This window comes from Microcoleus sp. AT3-D2 (assembly GCF_036705715.1).
GTDB lineage: Bacteria > Cyanobacteriota > Cyanobacteriia > Cyanobacteriales > Microcoleaceae > Microcoleus.
Genome location: NZ_JAUBVE010000013.1, coordinates 76,492 through 96,191 on the forward strand (window position 1 = coordinate 76,492; position 19,700 = coordinate 96,191).

A 19,700-nucleotide genomic window follows, 5' to 3' on the forward strand; every position below is an offset into this window, starting at 1 on the left:
ATATCGTTTCCGGTTGCATCGGTTCGGTATTGTTCAAATGTCCAAACAGTCAGTTTTCATATCAATTCCGGTTGTATATGATGAAACAGCAGAGGACACAGAGGATACAGAGAAAGGGAAGAGAGAGATGAATAATTCCGATGCCAACGGATTTGATATCCTATCGTTTCCGGTTGCATTGGAATAATAAAATCGAGTCAACATTTAACACTCAACAATTCAGTTTTTCGACCACTCTTTCAACAGTCAACAGTCAACAGTCAACAGTCAACAGAGGACTTACATTCCTGACTACAAACCTGACATCGTATTACTTTGGGGGCCGGGGGAGGCGAAAACTCAGGGGACTGAGGATTTGATTGAGAGTTCGCAGTTGTTCTGCGGTACCCAAACAAATCAGCATATCTCCTCCTTCGATCGCAGTTTCTCCAGTAGGCCCGACAATCAAAGTCCCGCCAGCGCGCCGCACCGCTAAAACCAAGGCCCCCGATTGCGATCGCAACTTGGCATTTCTCAAAGTTTCCCCAACGTAGACACAACTATTGGGATCGACCAAAAATTCTTCCATGTAAAAAGAACTGTCGGTACCCGTCAAAACACCGTCTAAAAAATCCATAACTTGAGGCCGCAAAGCCGCCGCCGCCATGCGCTTTCCCCCGGTAATGTAGGGGGATACAACGGCATCGGCCCCGCCCCGCTGCAACTTCTTTACGGCTTCTTCTGTGGTGGCGCGGGCGATCGCCCGTACCTTCGGATTCAGAGTTTTCGCTGACATGACAGTGTATAAATTCTCGGCATCCGAAGGCAAAGCTGCTACTATGCAAATTGCGCGATCGATCCCCACACTCAGCAAAATTTCGTCCAAAGTCGCGTCTCCTTGGACAGCCATGTAGCCCAGCGTCAAAGCTGCCTCAACCGACTGTACAGCCGAATCTATCACCACAAAAGAGATGTTTTCGGCCTGAAATTCCAAGGCAATTTGGCGGCCCGTGCGCCCAAAACCGCAGAGAATGTAATGCCCGATCAAAGAATCTACCAATCGTCGCTGCTGCCTAATTCTTGCTCCTTCTTGAAAATATCCTTCAATCAGCGCTTCTGTAAAGCGGTTGACGATGAAACCAATCACAATCACGCCCATCAAAATTAGGCATATGGTAAACAGTCGCCCGCGTTTGCCGAGGGGCTGAAGTTCACCGTAGCCCACAGTTGCTAGGGTAAAGACTGTCATGTAAGCGGCATCGAGCAAAGACCATTTTTCCACCAGACAATACCAGAGAGTACCGGTGCATAAAATGCCGCCAAGGGCGATGACTCCGCTTCTTAAGTCTTTTTGCAGGCGCTGGTACTTTTGTTCTAGAGTTGAATACACCGATCGGGCTGACCTATTACCTATTACCTGCTACCAATTGTAACGATATCAGCCGTAGACTCAGGGGCGGTCAATCGATTTTAGATTTTAGATTTTAGATTTTAGAGGCGACCCTACGGATAAATGCGGGGGCTTGAGGATTTTCGATTTTCGATTGACTCCACGGATAAATCACGTGGCGGGTACTATCAAGAAATTCTTAATCAAAAAGCCAGTTTTTGCCCAAATACTTTGCTGCCAAACTCAAGATTTTGAATCTTAACCCGGTTTTTTTCTCGTGAGTTCCGACCCAGTTCCAATCCCGTCGCAGAGGTGGCGATTGTTTTGATTTGCGATCGGATTTGTCTGAAAATAATTGCGGGCTCCATCGCAACCCTGCACCAGCAAATCGTCAAGATTAAGATTCCACAGCATCACCGTACCGTCAGCACTAGCACTAGCGATAGCCTTGCCGTCTGGACTAAAACTCGCACTCCAAACAGCATCCTTGTTACCTTTTAAAGTTTTGAGCAATGTACCGTCAATGTTCCACAACCTCAGCATTTTGTCTGTGCTTGCAGATAGCAAAATTTGACTGTCGGGACTAAAGCTGATATTTGTCACTCCACTTGTATGCTTTAAAATACTTAGCGGTGTGCCGTCTTTGCTCCAAATTCTCGCAGTACCTCCAGCACTTGCAGCCGCCAGCATTGATCCGTCTGGACTGAAAGTAACACTCATAATTTTATCACTTTCCCCTTGTAAAGTTCGGAGCAATTTGATATCAATGCTTGCTTCGATTGACTGCTGCTTTTGCAACTTCTCCACAACCTTTCTCAAACTCCAAACTTTAACAGTGCCATCAGTACCAGCCGCAGCAATTATCTGACCGTCTGGGCTAAAATTTGCGCTGGTTATCCAACCTCGCTCGACTTTGAAAGTTAACAATTTATCACCGTTTATTTTCCAGAGTTTAACTGTTCCATCGGCACTTGCTGAAGCAATAATTTTACCATCTGGACTAAAAGAGACGCTTGTTATTTGAGCGCTGTGTCCTTTTATATCATGAATTAACTTGCCATCTTTTTGCCAAATTTTGAGAGTTTGGTCGTTGCTTGCAGAGACAATCATCTGACCGCTAGGACTGAAAATTGCCATTCTAATTTTATCAGTATGCCCTGTCAATATTGCTTGCAAAGTTCCATTAGTCTGCCAAAGTTTGATATAATTATCATCGGTAGCAGTCACAATTGTTTGACTGTCGGGACTGAAACTCGCGAAAGCAAGGGTACTGGCTTGAGTCTGCAAGCGGCGGCGTTCCCGAAAGTTGTAAACTGCCTGTTCGAGAGCGATCGCCACTCGCATCTGAATATCTGAGCTGACTCCGAGCGATCGTTTCATTTCTGTAACAGCTCTAATGCTTTCTAGCAAAGCTTCTTCTTTTTTATCGGCTGCAAATAGCGTTTCTGATAGCAAACTGAGAGTGAGAATTTTGTGGTTTCTTTCTTCGATTGACGGTTTTACCCAAAAAGTTACTATCAGGATTGATATTAATATGACTGCGGCTCCTGTAACTGTTTGCACTCTCAGTTGTTGCTCGCGCCAAAGTTTAACTGCAATCACTTTTTTCTGCTTTTGTGCTTCGCTTAGTTCCTCTAATAACTTTTTTTCGCGGCGCAGTTGTTCCATTTCAACTTGAGTTTGTTTTTCGCGATCGCGCAATTTGGCAAATTCCGCTTCTTGACTCGCACCTAAAAATTGATAATCTTGGGTGTTTAAGCTTTTATTTGCCGCCCACAGTCGGGCATCTTCCAGCGCTTGACCCCGCAACAAGCGAGATTCGTCTTGACAATTTGTAGCTATCCATGCTGTTAGGGATTCAGCATAGGGGCGCAAGTCGCCGAGTGCTTTTTCTACCCAGTTTTGGTTGAATATAGCTGCGTAAATGCGGTTGGATACGGTTAATTTTCCGGCTCGTTTTACTACTAATCCGCTCAGCCGCAATTCAGTTTGTTCGGGAGTATCATCGGCGCAGATACCCCCTGCCCCCCTTAACAAGGGGGGTTCTGAAAGTGGCAATATTTTTTGATATAGTCCTAATAACCTACTGGCGCGGTGCGGACTTCTGAGAAGGCGATCGCGAATTGTTTTGATGTGTACTGGTTCATCGGATGATTCCCAATTATCAATAATATGAGATTGCACTATCTCGCTAATTAATAATTGATTTGTAGTAAAGATTTCAGTTTGGCTTTCATCCGTTGAATCTGATATAATAGAAGCCGACGCTAAGCTTTTTAAATGGTGTAGAATCAGCTTGCAAAGCTTTTGAGTCAGAAAGGGCTGCCCTCTCGTCCAGTCCAAAATCTCTTTTAAAACCTCTTGAGGATTCTCTACTTTTCCCTCAAAACCCTTTGCTAAAGGCAGAGCTTCTTGTAAGTTAAAACCGTGCAATTCAATAGCTAAACCGATATTAAAAGGCGTGCGAGTTGCATCGCTAATTAAATCCGATGGCGTAGCTACTCCCAGCAAAGCAAATGTAATGCGCTGGTATTCTGAATTGTGAGCGCGTTTATTGTAGCAACATCTAATTAATGCAAAGAAATCGTCTAGCGGTTCTTGGAAACTCAGAACGCTATCAATTTCATCAATAAAAATAACCAGGTTTTGAGAAATTTTGACCAGCAGCAATTCTTCAATTAACTCTCCTAAGCGCTGCACCGGCGACATCAACTCTCTCTCCCGCCACCAAGTCATAAACTCGACTGGGTTAAACAGGTTGAAGCTGCACAATAGCTTGTAAGCGACGCCGCCGTACCACTTATCTAGAGAGACTTGCTGGTTGCCAATGTCCGAAAGGTCGATCGTAGCACAGGCAATGCCATCAGCCGAGAGTTTTTGTACAGTTCGCACCAGCAAACTGGATTTGCCCATTTGTCGGGAATTGAGTACGTAACAAAACTCTCCCGCTTTGAGGGCTTGATAAAGTTCTGAGTCAGCTTGTCGCACTACATAAGTAGGTGCATTTTGCGGGAGACTGCCGCCGATTTGATATTGGTAATCGACTGTCATTATATTATGTATAGTTAGATTATCTGGTCACTGGTTTTGTGCCTTTACCACAAGCAATTTTACCATTTTCATAGGTGGGTTCCGCTGGTTTAATTGTACCGGGAGAATCAGCTTGGCAGAATATGGACGTTGTAGTTCTTTCCTCTTTAGCAGCATTTGGCTCAAAGTTTTTAGCCGGAACTAGAAAGACACCGCCCACATAAGTTTTTAAGTCGTTTTTCTTGGATACTCCATAATTAAATGCTGCTTTCTTAGTGACACGAATTGAATACTTGAAATTTGTTGTCTCTGTTTTAATGCCAAGTCCTAAAGCATCAAAAGAAGTAGCAAAAGCACTTGTTTCTATAAATACGGCTTGCTGTGCGCGGTTCATTGAGCCAACATACTGTTTGTTTTCGGATTGCTTTGCCTTCCCACCCTGATTCAGAAATGATGGCAGAGCGATCGCGCCCATTACTCCAATGCCCATTAAAAGCAATAAGCATCCGCAACCGTTATAAGCTGCATTGCTAACTACTGATTCTTGATATTTAGTCATGTTTTGTCTCATTAAAAGGTATATACAATGCGAATTAAATTCAGTGAGGCAGAGCCTTTGGATCTGCGTTACCAGGAAGAGCCTGGTAACGATAAAAACGAGGAAATACTAATCCCTAAGCTCGCAGCTTTTGTACTTCTTTCCGGTCAATGGATGTGGGCTGAATCACTTTACTGCCGATCGCAAAATCGCGCAATTCCACTCTCGTAAACTTCACACCCCAAGGATCTGTCGTTGTATCCAACTCCTCGACTAAAGCATTATTGATTTCATTGCGAGCCGTGTAAAGTTCCTCCAGAGCTAATGTCGCAATGTGAGTCCGAATTGAAAGAATTAACATATTTAACATCGCTTCCTTGAGATTCTGCACCTTGTAGGACGCTTTTTCTAAGTCAATTATCCGCCAGTACACAATAAATTCAACGGTGACGGCAACGCGATCGCGCGTTGTGCATTCTTGCGGTGACAGCCTTAAAATTTGCTCGCGCAGAGTTTGTTTATAAGCCACTGTTTCGACAAAGGGAATCAAAAAAGTCAAACCAGGTTCGAGTTTCTTGCGATCGTACTTTCCGAAAATTTCAACTAAAGCCTCATCTCCTTGACGGACGATTTTAACGCTGTTGGCTAAGGATACTCCGGTGATTGCAAATAATACCATCAAAAAATACTGATACATAGTGAATCTCCTGGTAAATAGTTGACAGTTGACAGTTGATAGTGATTTCTTAGTCTCTTAGAGAGGGACTTTGTTTGGCAAGAAGCGATTTCAATCTCCGAGTCATAAAAGAGCCAACTCAGATTTAGCCGTTGATGTGAATTAATTTGTCAGGTACAACAATCAACATGTTTCCCTCGCGGCGCAAAACGTAAACTTTTTGTCTGGGTGCGATCGCCCCTTGGGAATCTTCATTGCGAGCTTTCCACGAAGCCCCTTCATAAATCACCATTCCGGTTTCTCCGGGGAAAATTTCGGAGATTGTTGTCGCTTCGGTTGCTTCAGGAATGACAAACTTTTTGCGAACAATGAAAATCGGTCGAATCCAGATGCTCAGCGCGAGGGCTATCCCCATCCAGTAGAAGATTTGCCAGTCAAAATCTTCATACATTATGTTCGCCCAACTAAATTGAAATGCTACAGATCCTCTCCACAGAATAAAGGATTCAATTAAAGCCGAAGCTCCCATCATTAGCAGGTAAAATCTGTATTTTTGGGGCTGAGTTTTGATGATTAATAGCTCCATCGCACTAAGCACAACTCCGAGCAGCAGCCAGAATAGGGGCGGGGTGAAGGCAAAACCTGGTTGATTAGTGGCTGACGCCAGCGACCAAATTAGGATAGAATACACAATGCTTTTACCTCGTTTTGATGGGATTCAACCTTGTTATTTCTAATCTAATCAGGTGGCTATTTGAGTTTGCGACTGAGTTATTTGAAAATTCATCGACTTTTCATCGACTTTTCATCGACTTTAGGGACGGTTGGCATTTATGATGGTTTCAGTGTTTTGATTGTGATAAGCAATGCCACGATCGCTAAGGGTGCGCGAAGAGTGCATTCGCGCAGTTAAATCCTGTCTCCTGAGAAATGGCTTTCCCAGTCAGAAAATCCTGGCTGAGGATTTAGGGATGGCCCAATCTACTGTCAGCCATTTTCTGAATGGCAAACCTGTGGATTATGCCAATTTCATCGAAATTTGTCGCGGATTAGGGCAGGAATGGCGGGATATAGCCGATTTTGAGGCTAATTCAGAGCCAGAGGAGGTAGTGCTGGTGAAGGCAAAAGTGGCGATCGTCCGTTGGCGAAGCCCTCGAAGAGGATCGACCTCACACAAAACCCTTCCCCAGCAGTTACACCAAGCTTTGAGTGCGGGAGGCCACGAAGTCTTTTTTATTAACAACAGCAGCGACTCAGCCTCATATTTAAAGCGTTGCGATTATTTGCTGTTGCTGATTTCCGAAGAATCGGCCGCTAGCGAAATGATATTGGAACAAGTGCAGCTAGCCAAGGAATTGCACAATCTAACTGCTCATAAACCCGCAATTTTACCGATTTTAGTTGAATTAAATACACCGCTTTCTTTTGATTTACTGAGCTATTTAGCAGGAACTCAGCCCTGGCTGTGGGGCGGTATTGGCGACTCATTTAAGTTATTATCACAAATTTTAACCATTATCAAAGAAGGTCGCACATCGTTAACTGCCGACCATGAATTGGCTGTAGAATGGAAAGTAATTACTAGCACCAAACAGTCAATAATTCAACCCCTGCCAGCAGCGCCGCCAGAATTGCCGGGAGGACAAGTTGAACTCACTTCTTGTTTTTATATCGATCGCCCTCCGATCGAATCCCGCTGTTACGAGACGATCGCCCAACCGGGAGCGCTGATCCGCATCAAAGCACCCAGACAAATGGGCAAAACTTCCTTGATGGCGAGGATTTTGCATCACGCAGAACAGCAAGGTTCTCGCACGGTAGCGCTGAGTTTTCAGCTAGCAAATCGGAAAATATTCGCTAACTCAGATACATTTTTGCAGTGGTTTTGTGCTAGCATCGGTCAAGAGTTAGGAATGCTGGAGCAGTTGCCCAAGTGTTGGGAATTAGCCGATTTGATTGGCAGCAATCAGTGCTGCAAGGCTTATTTTGAACAGTATTTGCTTTCAGAATCCTCAAAACCCCTGACGTTAGGCTTGGATGAGAGCGATCGCCTGTTTGAATCGCCGGAAATTGCCGACGACTTCTTTGGGTTATTGCGAGCTTTACACGAAGAAGCAAAACGGCGAGATATTTGGAAAAAGTTTCGTTTGATTGTGGTGCATTCTACAGAAGTTTATATCCCGCTGGATGTGAATAAATCGCCGTTTAATGTGGGTTTACCGATTGAATTGCCAGAGTTTAATTCCCAGCAAGTTCAAGATTTGGCAAAGCGACACGGATTGAATTGGAGTGGGAATGAAGTTGCAGAATTGATGGGGTTAGTGGGCGGAAATCCTTATTTAGTACGGCTAGGGATGTATCATATTTTGCGTCAAGATGTGACTTTAGATCGGTTAGTGAAAGAATCTGCAACTGAAGCGGGAATTTACAGCGATCATTTGCGGCGACATTTATGGAATTTAGAGAAATATTCGGAATTAATGGAGGCGATGAGAGAGATTGTGAGTGTTTCCCAGCCAGTTAGATTGAGGTCAGAATTGGGGTTTAAGTTAAATAGTATGGGGTTGGTGAAATTGGAGGGAAATCATTGCATTCCGAGATGTCGGTTGTATCAGGAGTATTTTGGCGATCGGCTTGACTGCAAATAATCCCTATTTACCCGATCGCCAAATCAACACTAACTTCAAATTCTGGAAATGCCAGCGGCGAAACTCGATCGCCACGCCAAAACCTCAGCATTAAACTGTAACCGTTAACCGTTGGCTGGCGGTAAACTTCCAAGCAGTTTTCCTGTAAATTTACTATCCAGACTTCCTGAATTCCTGATCTAGCGTAAATAGGAAGTTTCACGTCTCTGTCATAATCTATTGAAGTGTCAGCTACTTCTATAGCAATCCGATTTGAGCCTCACAACACAACGCCCTCTTGTCTTCCTAGACTTCTTGTATAGCAAGACTTTCAGATTTTACAGATATAGAAAATCACTTAGGATTGCTATATTAATAGTAAAACTTCGGATGGTAGGGGATGGGCAGTTGAATAGTAATCGGCGCGAGGTTGCAGCAATACTAAATCGGGTTGCGGTTCCGTGCGATCGCTCAACAGCACGGGGTTCTGCACGTCGAAAATAACCAAATTTTCTGGAATTTGGCTGCACAGTCTGGCTAAGCGCCTCACAGACGAAGCGTGACGAGTTCCAATTGCGGCCATTTGAACAAGTTCTCCTTCTATTAATTCTACGCGATCGCCCTCTGAAAGAATACCAGCTTTACCCATCAGATGGTATTCTTCTACGGTGAAAAGTCTTTTGAGAAACTGCACTGCCATAACTTACCCTTCCTCTAATTATTTCTTCGATTATAGTCACACGCCCTATTAAATGCCAAATGCCAGTGATGTCTAAAGTCGATGAGAAGTCGATGAAAAGTCAGTCGAGTTCTCAAATAGCCTGGTGATTTAATAGAGATAGAGTAGAAGCAAGGCACAATATGCGAGGTTTGCATACCCCGCCGCACTCAGTGATATATTCAGTTTAACCTCAATGAGGCATTTACCTGAAACCTGAATATTGTCGCGCCTCTCCTCCAATAATTACTCGCTGGACAACTAATCGGCTAACACATTTGAAGAACAATCATGCAGCTTAAGAAAAATCCTCAACTCGATGCACTCGATAAAAAAGTGGAATCTTCAGAAAAAAAGATTCTCCCTGACAAAAAACGTAAATCATGGGTAGGAACTTTTCTGAAAATCACTTTTATTTATTTTCCTCTGGGAAGCATAATAGTTGGTGCGATCGCCCTCCCTTATTTTCTCAACAGTAGTTGTGGTGACGGGACGGGGAAGCGAGAAGCTAAACAATATGTTGGCTCAATGAACCGTGCTCAACAAGCTTATTTTGCCGAAAAAGGTGTTTTTGCTACTTCGTTTGATGCTTTAGGACTTGGCATTAAATCTCAAACAACCCACTACAATTATTCAGTAATTGCTGGTAAAAAAGCTGCATTTAGTTATGGAGTATCCCGCACGTTACAAAAGGATACCAAGAGCTTTATCGGAGCTGTTTTTTTAGTACCTACTCCTCTTGCCAAGGCTAAGAAAGCTGCCGATACAAGTACGATGCTAACTATATTATGTATCGCAAAATCTGATAGTCCAACTCCACCCGCTAAGCCAAGAAATATTAACGGTAAATTAGCTTGCGGTGATGGGACAGTAGAAGTGAGTAAGTAAATCGCGACCAAAATTATGCCAGAAATTGTCAAAGGCTTCATCATCTTAGCTTGCATCTTCATTCCCCTCGAAAGAATTTTATCCTTGCACAAGCAAAAGATATTCCGTCTCGGATGGGCAACCGATGCCACTTATTTTTTTACAGGTCACTTTATTGGTAGATCCGGCGCTATTGTTGTGACTGTAATTTTGTCGCTGATGACTAATTTACTAAACCAGGAATTGCAAAGGAAAGTAGCTTCTCAACCTTTGTGGTTGCAGTTGGCAGAAGCAGTTATCGTTTCAGATATGGCATATTATATCGCTCACAGACTACTGCATGAAGTACCCTGGCTTTGGCAATTTCATGCAATCCATCACACCATTGAACACATGGATTGGTTAGCAGCAGTGCGGGTGCATCCCTGCGAGCAAATCTTTACTCAGATTTGCAAAATTATGCCTCTTTACTGGTTGGGATTTACTAAGGAGAGTTTGGTGGTTTATGCTCTTTATTCGGCGGCGATCGCTTTTTTGATTCATTCTAATATTAAATTAAAATTTGGCATCCTAAAATGGTTCTTAGCAACCCCACAATTTCATCACTGGCATCACAGTAAAATTCCCCAAATCCACAACAAAAACTTTGCTGTTCAGTTGCCATTGTTAGATTTGCTATTTGGCACTATCTATATGCCAACCAAAAAAATGCCTGATCAATATGGAATCTCTGATTCTATACCTGCTGGATATGTCGGACAAATGTTCTATCCATTTTCAAGGATGATTAAAAATGCTAGATGAAAATGCAAAACCAGGTATTAAGCGCTATTCTCGCCTTTTCCTGGCAATTATGGGTTTTGGCTTGACGAGTGTTGCTTCTGTGGGTGCAGTTGCCCTATTTCATCACATGGATATCCTAACTTTTATCGCCAGTTTAAATACGAAACAAGTAACTGTTGCCGAATTGCAGCAGGGTAAGTTGAAACCAGTGATTTTGATAGATGTGCGATCGCCCGAAGAATACGCGGAAGATCGCATCGGTGAAAGTCCCCTTGTTCCCATAATTGATATTGAGATGGGGTTCGGTGTCAAGCAGATTCAATCCATTGTAAAAGCTAGGGTTAAATCCGATCAACATCAGCCCGTAATTGTACTTTATTGTGCAAGAGGAGGGCGATCGGTTAAAGCATACAAACAGTTGGAAAAAGTCGCTCAGTATTCCCAACAATCTGCGGGAAATGAGACTAATAAGATTAAGGATATTAGCCTGAATGTTGTTGTCCTTTCAGGAGGTATCAAAGCGTGGCGGCAAGCAGTGCCGGCTCCAAAAGATGCCCAGATATTAGATCCAATTACTTTGGGGAGTTTGATAAAGTCTCCGTCAGTCACCCTGCTTTCGGAATGAATCGGGGCCGTTGTGACCAAATTGATTTCTATCAAATCTCTATCAATGGAAGGGTGTATGCGGCTGACAGATTCGCTATGTTGAAAGTAATTAGCCAGAATCCTCAGCAATCTGCAACGGTTGGCTGTTTGGGCAGGCAGCACAATAATCAAAGTCATAACATAAGTTGATTCCATGCAAAACACGGCAGATTTACTCCCCAAAATAGACTCGCCGAGTCTTCCCAAAAAGCAACCAGAACCCCCAAATTACGAAGCAGCCGATCGCCAATTTGTCAATTTGCTAGAAGTCGAGGATTTAGACAAGACGGTGGCGGCAAAACCGTTGCTTGTCAGCGATTTTGAAAGCGCGATCGCCTATGCACTTCAAGCAGCTTACCAACAGGAACCGGGCGATGAGGCCGCTCACCGCTTCTTGCAGCGCATACTTTACCGCATCAACCGCCTCAACTTGTTTTGGTACGACGATTTGCGCCGCTACAATAACGAACGATCGCACTATTTGCGTTCTGTGCGCGATCGCATTGAGGAACCTTGGCAGCAGTGGGAAATCGCGCAAATCGACGTTGCAGCGCTGCAAAAATTGCCGGATGTTAAGCAAGCCCTGCGCGATCGCGCCGCCGCCGATGTCGATCCTCCTTTGAACGAGAGCGATCGCTATTTGCGGGAACAGATGACAGCAGCCGGATACAGACATCTGCTGGCGATCGCCTCTTTCGACGGTTTAGTGGAAGCCAGCCGCCTTTCTCGCATCCTCGGCGGCGCCGGCAACGAAATTCAGTGCACCCTTACCCGAGTGCTGATTGAAGAATACGGCGGCGGTCGCCTCCCCCGCAAGCACTCGACCTTTTTTGCTCAAATGCTGGCCGAATTCGACATGAGTACAGAACCAGAAGCCTACTTCGATTTAGTGCCTTGGCAAGTGCTCGCAAGCATTAATCACAACTTTCTGCTAACGGAACGCAAGCGCCATTTTCTGCGCTACAACGGCGGATTAACTTATTTTGAGGTGGCGGGGCCCGTCGCTTACCGCAATTATCTAGCCGCCGCCCAGCGTCTGGGCCTCTCGCAGGCTGCAATGGGTTATTGGGAACTGCATATCAAAGAAGACGAGCGTCACGGCCGCTGGATGTTGGATGAAGTGGCGATCCCGCTGGTTGATAGATACCCACAGGAGGCGTGGGAACTGGTGTTGGGGTACGATCAGGAGAAGTCGATCGGTGATCGGGCTGCGGCTGCTGTAGTGCGATCGATCCAAGCCACAGAACGGAATTAACAGCTATATCCTAGGGTGTATCAAAGACTGATGCACCCTACCAGGAATTAGCTTAAAATGCTGTCATTAACTGAATTAGCTCGATCGACAAATCTCTTTGCGACTTTTGGTGCTTCTTAAACAAAACTCCAGCCAGCAGATAGATGTTTTCCGAATAAAAAGCCATTCCCTGTTCTCTGAGAGTGGCGATCGCGCTTTTCACCTTGGGTTCCGAACTATAATAGCCAAAAGTTAAAGGTGCAATTTCAAAATTTGCAACCGAGTAGCCTCTATCCAAGGCGTAATCGATCAAACCCACAGGATTAGAATAGCTAGAAACCATCAGCAAAACTTCATCGCTGCCCAAACATAAAAGTTTCTTAGCAATTGTCGAACCATCACTCCCGCCGTGCAACAGCGGCTGGTAAATCTTATCATCCACCGCAGGCAAGTAAGGCGGATTTGAGATTACACAATCCGCCGACTCGTATAAAGGCGAATCAAAAAAAGAGCAATTGTTGACGGTGTATTTTTCGCTCAGTTGATATTCCTTAATTTGAGACTGAGCAATTTTCCAAGCTACATTATTTAGCTCAAATCCCTGTATTTCCCCATCAAAATCGCTTCTCAGCAAAGACTTAATAACTGGACTTCCCTCTCCTGAACCAAACTCTACGATAAGTCGAGAATTGTCACTAGCATTTAACACTAAACTTTCCAAGCAGTGCGCGTAAAAATCCGATTCTTCCGGGCAGTGGAATACCTGTTTCAGAGGATGGGATGAAGTGAGCATAAATTCTGTAACAAAGTTGACTATTTTCAAAGTATCGAATAATTAATATTCCAGCCATCTGTCGCAAGAGCTATTTTATCAAGTTGTGCAATCTATCTATTCCTGTTTTATCTGGTGCGAGCAAATAACTATTACTGCCGGCAGATTATCCAATTAACTAGATTAATCCGATTGACAGATTGCAATTATAGCGATTGCTGGTGAGATAGTACCTAAGCAAATAATTGTAAATTTTAATAGTGTCAGATATGACCTTTTTTAATTATTCAGTTCCTCTTCTGCGCCGGAAACAGCTTAACATCGAGGTTCAGGAGTTAGAAGGGCTTTGGCAGGTTCAGTTTCCCCTGGGCAAAGATCGATTTTATTCACAATTTTATACTTGTCTCGATCGAACTTGCTTGCTGTGGAGCTTGCTGTTAATACCCATCTTCGGCACAGCACAATTTTTTTCTGTGAGTTGGATGCTGCAAGCAGGTTTGTGGTCAGCGCTCAGCCTCGTAGGTACAGCAGCAATGGTAAGCATGACATACTCTTGGGTCAAAATAGAACGCCTGATTTGGGTGCTTTACGGTTGGGTAATACTAATGTTATTAGGATTGCTGCTGACCGATTTAGCAATTTTTTGTAGTTGGGGAAAAGTGTTGGCGAATCTCTGTCCCCTCTGGTTGGGAATGAGCGGAATAGGGTATTTGGGGACTGGATTTGCAGTGCGATCGCGCGCGCTTTTAGCAGCAAGTTTATTTCACCTGTTGGGGATTTTGATTTTGCCTTACACGGGCGGTTGGTATTTCCTATTTACGGGAACCGTAATGGTATTTAGCTTGCTGGTTTTAGCCGAATTGCAATGGGATATGCGCCAGCCGATTAACACGCTGCATTAACTTCTGTACCACCGCGATTCCAACAGCTATCAACGTAAAGCATTAACCACAAGTGATGAGTACATTGCTAATGACTGATGATATCATGCCCGCTAGAATAAGCTCACTGCAATTGGTTGGTAGTGAGGATTCTTCGTTCTCATCAAAAGTTGAGGAAGGAAGCCCTCACTACACAGCGGATAGGGATTATGTTAGCGGACACGATATTACTGATGGCTGATAACTAATTGCCACCAGACTGTACAGATTTGCGGGTTTGGTTAGTATCGTCGCCCTTGTGATGCCACGTGCCACCTTCGCCTTTAACATATTCAGCTTTTACACTGTTCCAAGCAACGCTAGTAGCACCATCGGCGCTCATTCCATCTTCGCTAGCGCTCTTAAAAGCAGCCTGAAAAATTTGTTGAGCTCCTTGGGGGAGTTCTTGTGCTTCCGAAGGTAAGGTATCAAATTGTTGTTCTGGCATAATGACCTCTAATTATTAAACACAAATTAAATCTTATATACTATAAGCCCCTCCTCTCCTCTCTCTAAAAGCAAGTTTTAAACCGCATTTTTATCATTCCGAAGACAGATGTAATATTAAATTTATTCTGACCCAGGAAGGCAATTTACTTGCCGTTCCTGGTTCAGCCGTATTTGGGTAATTTATTTTCTGAAACAGCCATTAATCTGATTTCGGCTTTTTCACTTGCAAATTTAGAAAAAGCGATGAACATTAGATAGCGAATTATGGCAATAATTCGATACAGTCTACTTGATATCGGCTTGTACAATATGTTAGAAAATAAGCGCTATTTGGCATAGTTTTGGCTTTACTATATCAGAGTTTAGCCGATCGCACTCACAAGCAATTCTGACGACTTTGCCGCCGCTGGTTAATTTAATCTCGCGCGGGCCGGACTCGGATAGCCCTCAGTTCGCCTGCCTGTTTTACGGAACTCAAATCCCAGTCAGAAGCCTTGCTGTTGCAAGATTGCAGCCGCTCTGAGACCATGAGAGGTCGATCGGGTATTTTGAGATAATTTAGTTTCTGGGAAAGTTTGAGCGGTATTCTGCCATTGCCCAAATTGCCAGTAGCAAGTTAAGGAAAAATAGCGAGCAAAAAATTTTTAAACTAACTCATCTGGCGGAGCGCTAAGCCAAAATTGACGGTGAGAAAATCAATAATTTCTGCATCAAAGCACCTGCATCCGGGTAAAATTCATAGGAAGAACCGCGCGCCTGTCTCAGAAACCCGGTTGATGCGTATATGTCTCGTTACTCAACCCCAAATTTTTCATATCAGCCCGGTTTTTATCCCCCGTACACAAATTTGGATAGAGCTAGTCGGTCGCTCTATCAAATTTCATCCACCACCTGAAATAAAAAGCCATTTTGTCAAATATTCCTAAAGATGAATGGCGAGCTTGAAGCATACGTAATAGCTTATAAACTGTTAACGCGGCGGTCTAATTTATCCGGGGGAAATAATCGAGGAAACGGGACTAAATATGCTCCTTTACCTTCATTATTCCGCAGCAAAGGTTAGAAAAGTTGCACGTTACGCTGTCAATTTGACCCTGGGATTTTGGCATCACAAGCGATCGCAGGTATCTACGTAAAAGCAAGCATTACCATGAAATCTTCTAAATTGTTGAAAGTAGTTTTAGCAAGCGCTTGTACTTTAGGTTTAGCAACGGTTTCCTTCGCAGTACCAGCTTCTGCCCAGTCAGGCGGTGCTGGAAGCGGTGCAGGCACAACTGGTACAGGCACCGGCACTACTGGTACGACAGACGGCACGACTGGCACTGGTACAACCAATACGACTGGCACCGGCACAACCGGTACAACAGACGGCGCGACGAGCACTGGTACAACCGATACAACCGGCACTGGTACAACCGGCACTGGCACAACCGGCACTGGCACAACCGGCACTGGTACAACCGGCACTGGTACAACCGGCACTGGCACAACCGGCACGGGTACAACCGACACGGGTACAACCGGCACGGGTACAACCGACACGGGTACAATCGATACAACCGGCACTGGTACAACCAATACAACAGGCACTGGTACAACCGGCACTGGCACAACCGATACAACCGGCACGGGTACAACCGGTATTGGTACAACCGGCACTGGTACAACCGATACAACCGGCACGGGTACAACCGGTACAACCGATACGACGGGTACGGGTACAACCGGCACTGGCACAACCGATACAACCGGCACCGGTACAACGGGTACGGGTACAACGGGTACAACGGGTACAACGGGTACAACGGGTACAACCGGCACGGGTACAACGGGTACAACGGGTACAACGGGTACAACCGGCACGGATACAACCGGTACAACCGGCACGGGTACAACGGGTACAACGGGTACCACAGACGGTACGACATCGACGCCGGCTGATACTAATTCTGGAGTTTTGAGTGCTCGGCGCGATAGCCCCAACAATTTCGGGTGGCTGGGTGCCTTGGGCGCGTTTGGTTTGATCAACTTGTTTAGGAAAGGTAGTACACCCTCCCATCGGTAGTTTCGGACGATTCCCTACGGGGTAGCTTTGCTTCACATACTTTTGAAAACAACTTAGAGGCTTAGAATTTCATGACTTCACTCAATCGCAAAAGTTTGTTCCACAAATTGGTAACAGTTGCCGGAATTGCCGGCGTTAGTTCCTTGATAGCTGTGCCGGGATTGGCAGAATTAAACCGCCACACTCACGGCTTAAACCAGTCGGGCGATCGGGTTTTTGAGCTTGCTGATAACCAAGCCGACGATCCTACTAATCCTGCCTCTCCAAATCTTCCCAGCAACAACAATCCCGGCCGTACTCCCAACACTCCAACTACTCCCAGCAACAACAATCCCGGCCGTACTCCCAACACTCCAAGAGGTAGCGAAACTTCGCCTAATTCTCTCAGCAGCCAAGACAGAAACTTTGTCATGCAAGCAGGTCAAATTGGTATGCTGGAAGTGGAGCTCGGCAGATTGGCAGTGCAGCGCGGTTCTAGTGCTGGTGTGAAACAATACGGGCAAGAAATGGTTGAGGAACACACTCGGGCCAATCAAGAACTGATGCAGTTAGTAAGGCAAAAGGATGTAGAACTGCCAACCGAGATGACTACCCAGAACACAGCTTTGATGGAGCGACTTTCGGGACTCTCCGGTAGAAGTTTTGACACTGCTTACAAGCAGGCTATGATCGAGAGCCACAATCAGGCTATTGCTCTGTTTCAGGCTCAATCTCAACAGGGACAAGATCCCGAGTTGAAGGCTTGGGCCACCCAGAAGTTGCCGAACCTTCAGGCGCACTTGCAAATGGTTAACCAAATGTTGGCAGATACCAGCCAGCCCCAATAGAAGATAGACGAGGTAGAGTCCGATCGGGTTTTATGCGATCGCACTCTACCTTTGCTGATCCGAGAGGGAACAGCAATAAATTCTTTTAAACACTATAATTTTTGAGAACAATGGAAGATTTTCTCCGCAACTTGTTGGGCAGCAATATTACCGTGACGTGGCTGTTGTTAATCGTAGGGTTTTGCTGGCTTGCTTACATACCCGGCCGCCTGAACAATTAAAAATTATCCATTAAAAATTCAAAATTAAGTAGGTAGGCGCAAATAAACCTCACCGTTGAACAGACTAAGTTATAGCGTGTCTCAGAACCTCAGATTTTCTAGGGTATTTCATGCGATCTCTCCGGAACACCCTACAATTTAGTCTAAATTAATCATTTTTTAACAGACAGGCGTTCGCCCGATCGCGGAAACAAGCAAGTGCGATCGGGCGATTTATTCAAACAACACAAAATTAATTAGTCCTCAGTGTCCACAAAAACACTCACAGCCGCCACAGCGATTAGCATTTCATCATTTTTATCATTCAGAGAGGCGATCGCCCTTCCTGGCACAATCATCCCTCCTTGCTCCACAATCAGAGTTTTGCTGCCAAAAGGGAGTACCGCCAACACCTCCTGTTCCCGCACTTGTTCCGGGTAAGGAACGGCCACCTTTACCTCAACAATCATCTGATTCGGGTCAGTTAAACCCGCCACTTCCCAGACGCCTAGGAGAGCATTATGGGCGATCGCATTTCGTACAGCCCTTGCACAGGCTACAGTCGGTTCCTGCCCGTGCTGATCTATACCCATCCCCATTTCAATGATGAAACATTTACGTGCCATAGTTGCCCTTTGGTTGATTTTTGTTTGTAGTCGTTAGCGAAGCCCTCGAAGAGGATCGCACTCTTTCCCCAAACAATTATCAACCCAAATGACCGCATTTTATATTATTTTATCGCTCCATCAAATAACACAATAATCATCTCATTTAATAAAAAAGATAACTTTATACCACCTCCAAACTTATATCAAATCAGTCATTGTAAATCTAAAGTCTAAAATCTTAAACTTAAAATGGTATAATTTATGGTAATATTATCCAATTCAGCTTTCCTAGCGGACTGCAAAACTCATCGCCAGCTTGAATCATGGATAGTTTTCTACCAATTGCCTACTTTCAAAACCAATTTCTCCCCTTTACCGACGCCAAAATTTCCATAGCAACCCACGCACTGCACTACGGAACCGGAGTTTTAGGCGGGTTGCGGGGAATTCCCGACCCCCAAAATGCCGATCGAATCTTGCTATTTAGATTAGACCGCCACTGTCAAAGATTAAGTCAAAGTGCCAGCTTCCTGCACTGCGATTTACCAGCCAGCAAAATCCAACAAATAATTATTGATTTTGTCCAGAAAAACCAACCAACAAAATCATTTTATATCCGCCCTTTTATCTACACATCCAGTTTAGGAATTGCCCCCCGACTGCACAACGTAAACACAGACTTTTTTGTCTACGGATTAGAACTTTCAGACTATTTGCCCAAAGAAGGAGTCAACTGTAGAATTAGCTCTTGGTACCGCCAAGAAGACCGCAGTTTGCCCTTAAGAGGTAAAATTAGCGGCGCCTACATCACCTCAGCTTTAGCCAAAACCGAAGCAGTAGAATCCGGCTTCGACGAAGCAATTATGATGAACACTCAGGGAAAAGTTAGCGAAGCTTCAGGAATGAACATATTTGTCGCCAGAAACGGTAAATTAGTTACTCCCGGTTTCGAGCAAGATATTCTCGAAGGAATTACCAGAGACAGCGTAATCACAATCGCCAGAGACTTAGGAATTGAAGTCATAGAAAGACCAGTTGATAGATCAGAATTATTGATTGCAGACGAGATTTTCCTCTGCGGAACCGCCGCGAAGATTACGCCAATTAAGCGAGTAGAAAACTATCACTTGCCCAAAAACCGACCCATCACAGAAAAACTATTGCACAAACTGACGGAGATTATCGAAAATCGCGATAGTAACTACCAAGACTGGGTATTTCCCATCGACCTAAATTAACCGTTTGTAGTGAGGAGTTCAGTCGTTCTTTTAAGGACTAAATTCCTCACTACAAATCATCAACTGGACTGCCGTGTCCTTACACCCGTCTGCTGTATTTCATCGGGTTAAAAACTTCTATATCAACGCTCCA

Annotated in this window: 17 protein-coding genes and 1 pseudogene; 9 read left to right on the plus strand and 9 right to left on the minus strand. The window is 44.6% G+C overall.

The window, feature by feature from the left end; genetic code table 11:
- Positions 1–310: 310 nt before the first annotated feature.
- The 5 genes from QUB44_RS08320 to QUB44_RS08340 form a co-directional block, all read right to left on the minus strand.
- Positions 311–1,369, minus strand: a complete 1,059-nt coding sequence (locus QUB44_RS08320; RefSeq protein WP_333365433.1) for a potassium channel protein — start codon at positions 1,367–1,369, stop codon at positions 311–313.
- A gap of 258 nt (positions 1,370–1,627) precedes the next feature.
- Complete coding sequence (locus tag QUB44_RS08325; RefSeq protein WP_333365437.1) at positions 1,628–4,420, minus strand: AAA-like domain-containing protein; 2,793 nt, start codon at positions 4,418–4,420, stop codon at positions 1,628–1,630.
- A gap of 19 nt (positions 4,421–4,439) precedes the next feature.
- Complete coding sequence (locus QUB44_RS08330) at positions 4,440–4,958, minus strand: type IV pilin-like G/H family protein (RefSeq protein ID WP_333365440.1); 519 nt, start codon at positions 4,956–4,958, stop codon at positions 4,440–4,442.
- A gap of 115 nt (positions 4,959–5,073) precedes the next feature.
- The gene (locus QUB44_RS08335) at positions 5,074–5,634 is read right to left on the minus strand and encodes an SPFH domain-containing protein (RefSeq protein WP_333159105.1); all 561 of its coding nucleotides are present in this window, start codon (positions 5,632–5,634) and stop codon (positions 5,074–5,076) included.
- 124 nt (positions 5,635–5,758) lie between these two features.
- Positions 5,759–6,304: an NfeD family protein gene (locus tag QUB44_RS08340; RefSeq protein ID WP_333365444.1), complete on the minus strand. Its 546-nt coding sequence runs from the start codon at positions 6,302–6,304 to the stop codon at positions 5,759–5,761.
- Positions 6,305–6,479: 175 nt separating this feature from the next.
- Here QUB44_RS08340 and QUB44_RS08345 point away from each other — a divergent pair, with 175 nt between their 5' ends.
- A complete protein-coding gene (locus QUB44_RS08345) occupies positions 6,480–8,261 on the plus strand; it encodes an AAA-like domain-containing protein (protein WP_333365447.1) in 1,782 nt (593 codons plus the stop codon).
- Positions 8,262–8,268: 7 nt separating this feature from the next.
- Here the strand turns inward: QUB44_RS08345 and QUB44_RS31105 are convergent.
- Positions 8,269–8,940, minus strand: a pseudogene (locus tag QUB44_RS31105) (Uma2 family endonuclease).
- A 309-nt stretch (positions 8,941–9,249) separates the two neighbouring features.
- Here QUB44_RS31105 and QUB44_RS08360 point away from each other — a divergent pair.
- The 4 genes from QUB44_RS08360 (at position 9,250) to QUB44_RS08375 (ending at position 12,508) form a co-directional block, all read left to right on the plus strand.
- Positions 9,250–9,846: a type IV pilin-like G/H family protein gene (locus tag QUB44_RS08360; RefSeq protein ID WP_333365453.1), complete on the plus strand. Its 597-nt coding sequence runs from the start codon at positions 9,250–9,252 to the stop codon at positions 9,844–9,846.
- A gap of 15 nt (positions 9,847–9,861) precedes the next feature.
- Complete coding sequence (locus tag QUB44_RS08365) at positions 9,862–10,629, plus strand: sterol desaturase family protein (protein WP_333365457.1); 768 nt, start codon at positions 9,862–9,864, stop codon at positions 10,627–10,629.
- Positions 10,619–11,233, plus strand: a complete 615-nt coding sequence (locus tag QUB44_RS08370) for a rhodanese-like domain-containing protein (protein WP_333365460.1) — start codon at positions 10,619–10,621, stop codon at positions 11,231–11,233. Before QUB44_RS08365 ends, QUB44_RS08370 begins: the two co-directional genes overlap by 11 nt.
- 174 nt (positions 11,234–11,407) lie before the next feature.
- A complete protein-coding gene (locus QUB44_RS08375) occupies positions 11,408–12,508 on the plus strand; it encodes an iron-containing redox enzyme family protein (RefSeq protein ID WP_333365463.1) in 1,101 nt (366 codons plus the stop codon).
- Between the two features lie 52 nt (positions 12,509–12,560).
- On the opposite strand, the gene QUB44_RS08380 is transcribed toward QUB44_RS08375, so the two are convergent.
- Positions 12,561–13,280: an SAM-dependent methyltransferase gene (locus QUB44_RS08380; RefSeq protein WP_333365466.1), complete on the minus strand. Its 720-nt coding sequence runs from the start codon at positions 13,278–13,280 to the stop codon at positions 12,561–12,563.
- Between the two features lie 248 nt (positions 13,281–13,528).
- Here QUB44_RS08380 and QUB44_RS08385 point away from each other — a divergent pair, with 248 nt between their 5' ends.
- Entirely contained in the window at positions 13,529–14,161 is a 633-nt protein-coding gene (locus QUB44_RS08385) for a hypothetical protein (protein ID WP_333365469.1), read from the plus strand.
- A 223-nt stretch (positions 14,162–14,384) separates the two neighbouring features.
- Here QUB44_RS08385 and QUB44_RS08390 read toward each other — a convergent pair whose 3' ends face one another.
- Positions 14,385–14,627 (minus strand): ChaB family protein, encoded by a 243-nt coding sequence (locus tag QUB44_RS08390; protein ID WP_333365470.1) that lies wholly within the window; start codon positions 14,625–14,627, stop codon positions 14,385–14,387.
- Between the two features lie 1,152 nt (positions 14,628–15,779).
- Here QUB44_RS08390 and QUB44_RS08395 point away from each other — a divergent pair.
- Both QUB44_RS08395 and QUB44_RS08400 read left to right on the plus strand, forming a co-directional pair.
- Entirely contained in the window at positions 15,780–16,694 is a 915-nt protein-coding gene (locus tag QUB44_RS08395) for a hypothetical protein (RefSeq protein WP_333365473.1), read from the plus strand.
- Positions 16,695–16,765: 71 nt separating this feature from the next.
- A complete protein-coding gene (locus tag QUB44_RS08400) occupies positions 16,766–17,521 on the plus strand; it encodes a DUF4142 domain-containing protein (RefSeq protein ID WP_333365476.1) in 756 nt (251 codons plus the stop codon).
- Positions 17,522–17,978: 457 nt separating this feature from the next.
- Here QUB44_RS08400 and QUB44_RS08405 read toward each other — a convergent pair whose 3' ends face one another.
- Complete coding sequence (locus tag QUB44_RS08405) at positions 17,979–18,347, minus strand: Lin0512 family protein (RefSeq protein WP_333168719.1); 369 nt, start codon at positions 18,345–18,347, stop codon at positions 17,979–17,981.
- 305 nt (positions 18,348–18,652) lie between these two features.
- On the opposite strand from QUB44_RS08405, the gene QUB44_RS08410 reads away from it, so the two are divergent.
- A complete protein-coding gene (locus tag QUB44_RS08410; RefSeq protein WP_333365480.1) occupies positions 18,653–19,567 on the plus strand; it encodes a branched-chain amino acid transaminase in 915 nt (304 codons plus the stop codon).
- Positions 19,568–19,700: the final 133 nt, after the last annotated feature.

Coding starts and splice junctions, on each gene's coding strand:
- QUB44_RS08325 (WP_333365437.1), bottom strand. CDS start 4,420: ATGACAGTCGATTACCAATATCAAATCGGCGGCAGTCTCCCGCAAAAT.
- QUB44_RS08330 (WP_333365440.1), bottom strand. CDS start 4,958: ATGACTAAATATCAAGAATCAGTAGTTAGCAATGCAGCTTATAACGGT.
- QUB44_RS08335 (WP_333159105.1), bottom strand. CDS start 5,634: ATGTATCAGTATTTTTTGATGGTATTATTTGCAATCACCGGAGTATCC.
- QUB44_RS08345 (WP_333365447.1), top strand. CDS start 6,480: ATGCCACGATCGCTAAGGGTGCGCGAAGAGTGCATTCGCGCAGTTAAA.
- QUB44_RS08360 (WP_333365453.1), top strand. CDS start 9,250: ATGCAGCTTAAGAAAAATCCTCAACTCGATGCACTCGATAAAAAAGTG.
- QUB44_RS08365 (WP_333365457.1), top strand. CDS start 9,862: ATGCCAGAAATTGTCAAAGGCTTCATCATCTTAGCTTGCATCTTCATT.
- QUB44_RS08370 (WP_333365460.1), top strand. CDS start 10,619: ATGCTAGATGAAAATGCAAAACCAGGTATTAAGCGCTATTCTCGCCTT.
- QUB44_RS08375 (WP_333365463.1), top strand. CDS start 11,408: ATGCAAAACACGGCAGATTTACTCCCCAAAATAGACTCGCCGAGTCTT.
- QUB44_RS08380 (WP_333365466.1), bottom strand. CDS start 13,280: ATGCTCACTTCATCCCATCCTCTGAAACAGGTATTCCACTGCCCGGAA.
- QUB44_RS08385 (WP_333365469.1), top strand. CDS start 13,529: ATGACCTTTTTTAATTATTCAGTTCCTCTTCTGCGCCGGAAACAGCTT.
- QUB44_RS08390 (WP_333365470.1), bottom strand. CDS start 14,627: ATGCCAGAACAACAATTTGATACCTTACCTTCGGAAGCACAAGAACTC.
- QUB44_RS08395 (WP_333365473.1), top strand. CDS start 15,780: ATGAAATCTTCTAAATTGTTGAAAGTAGTTTTAGCAAGCGCTTGTACT.
- QUB44_RS08400 (WP_333365476.1), top strand. CDS start 16,766: ATGACTTCACTCAATCGCAAAAGTTTGTTCCACAAATTGGTAACAGTT.
- QUB44_RS08405 (WP_333168719.1), bottom strand. CDS start 18,347: ATGGCACGTAAATGTTTCATCATTGAAATGGGGATGGGTATAGATCAG.
- QUB44_RS08410 (WP_333365480.1), top strand. CDS start 18,653: ATGGATAGTTTTCTACCAATTGCCTACTTTCAAAACCAATTTCTCCCC.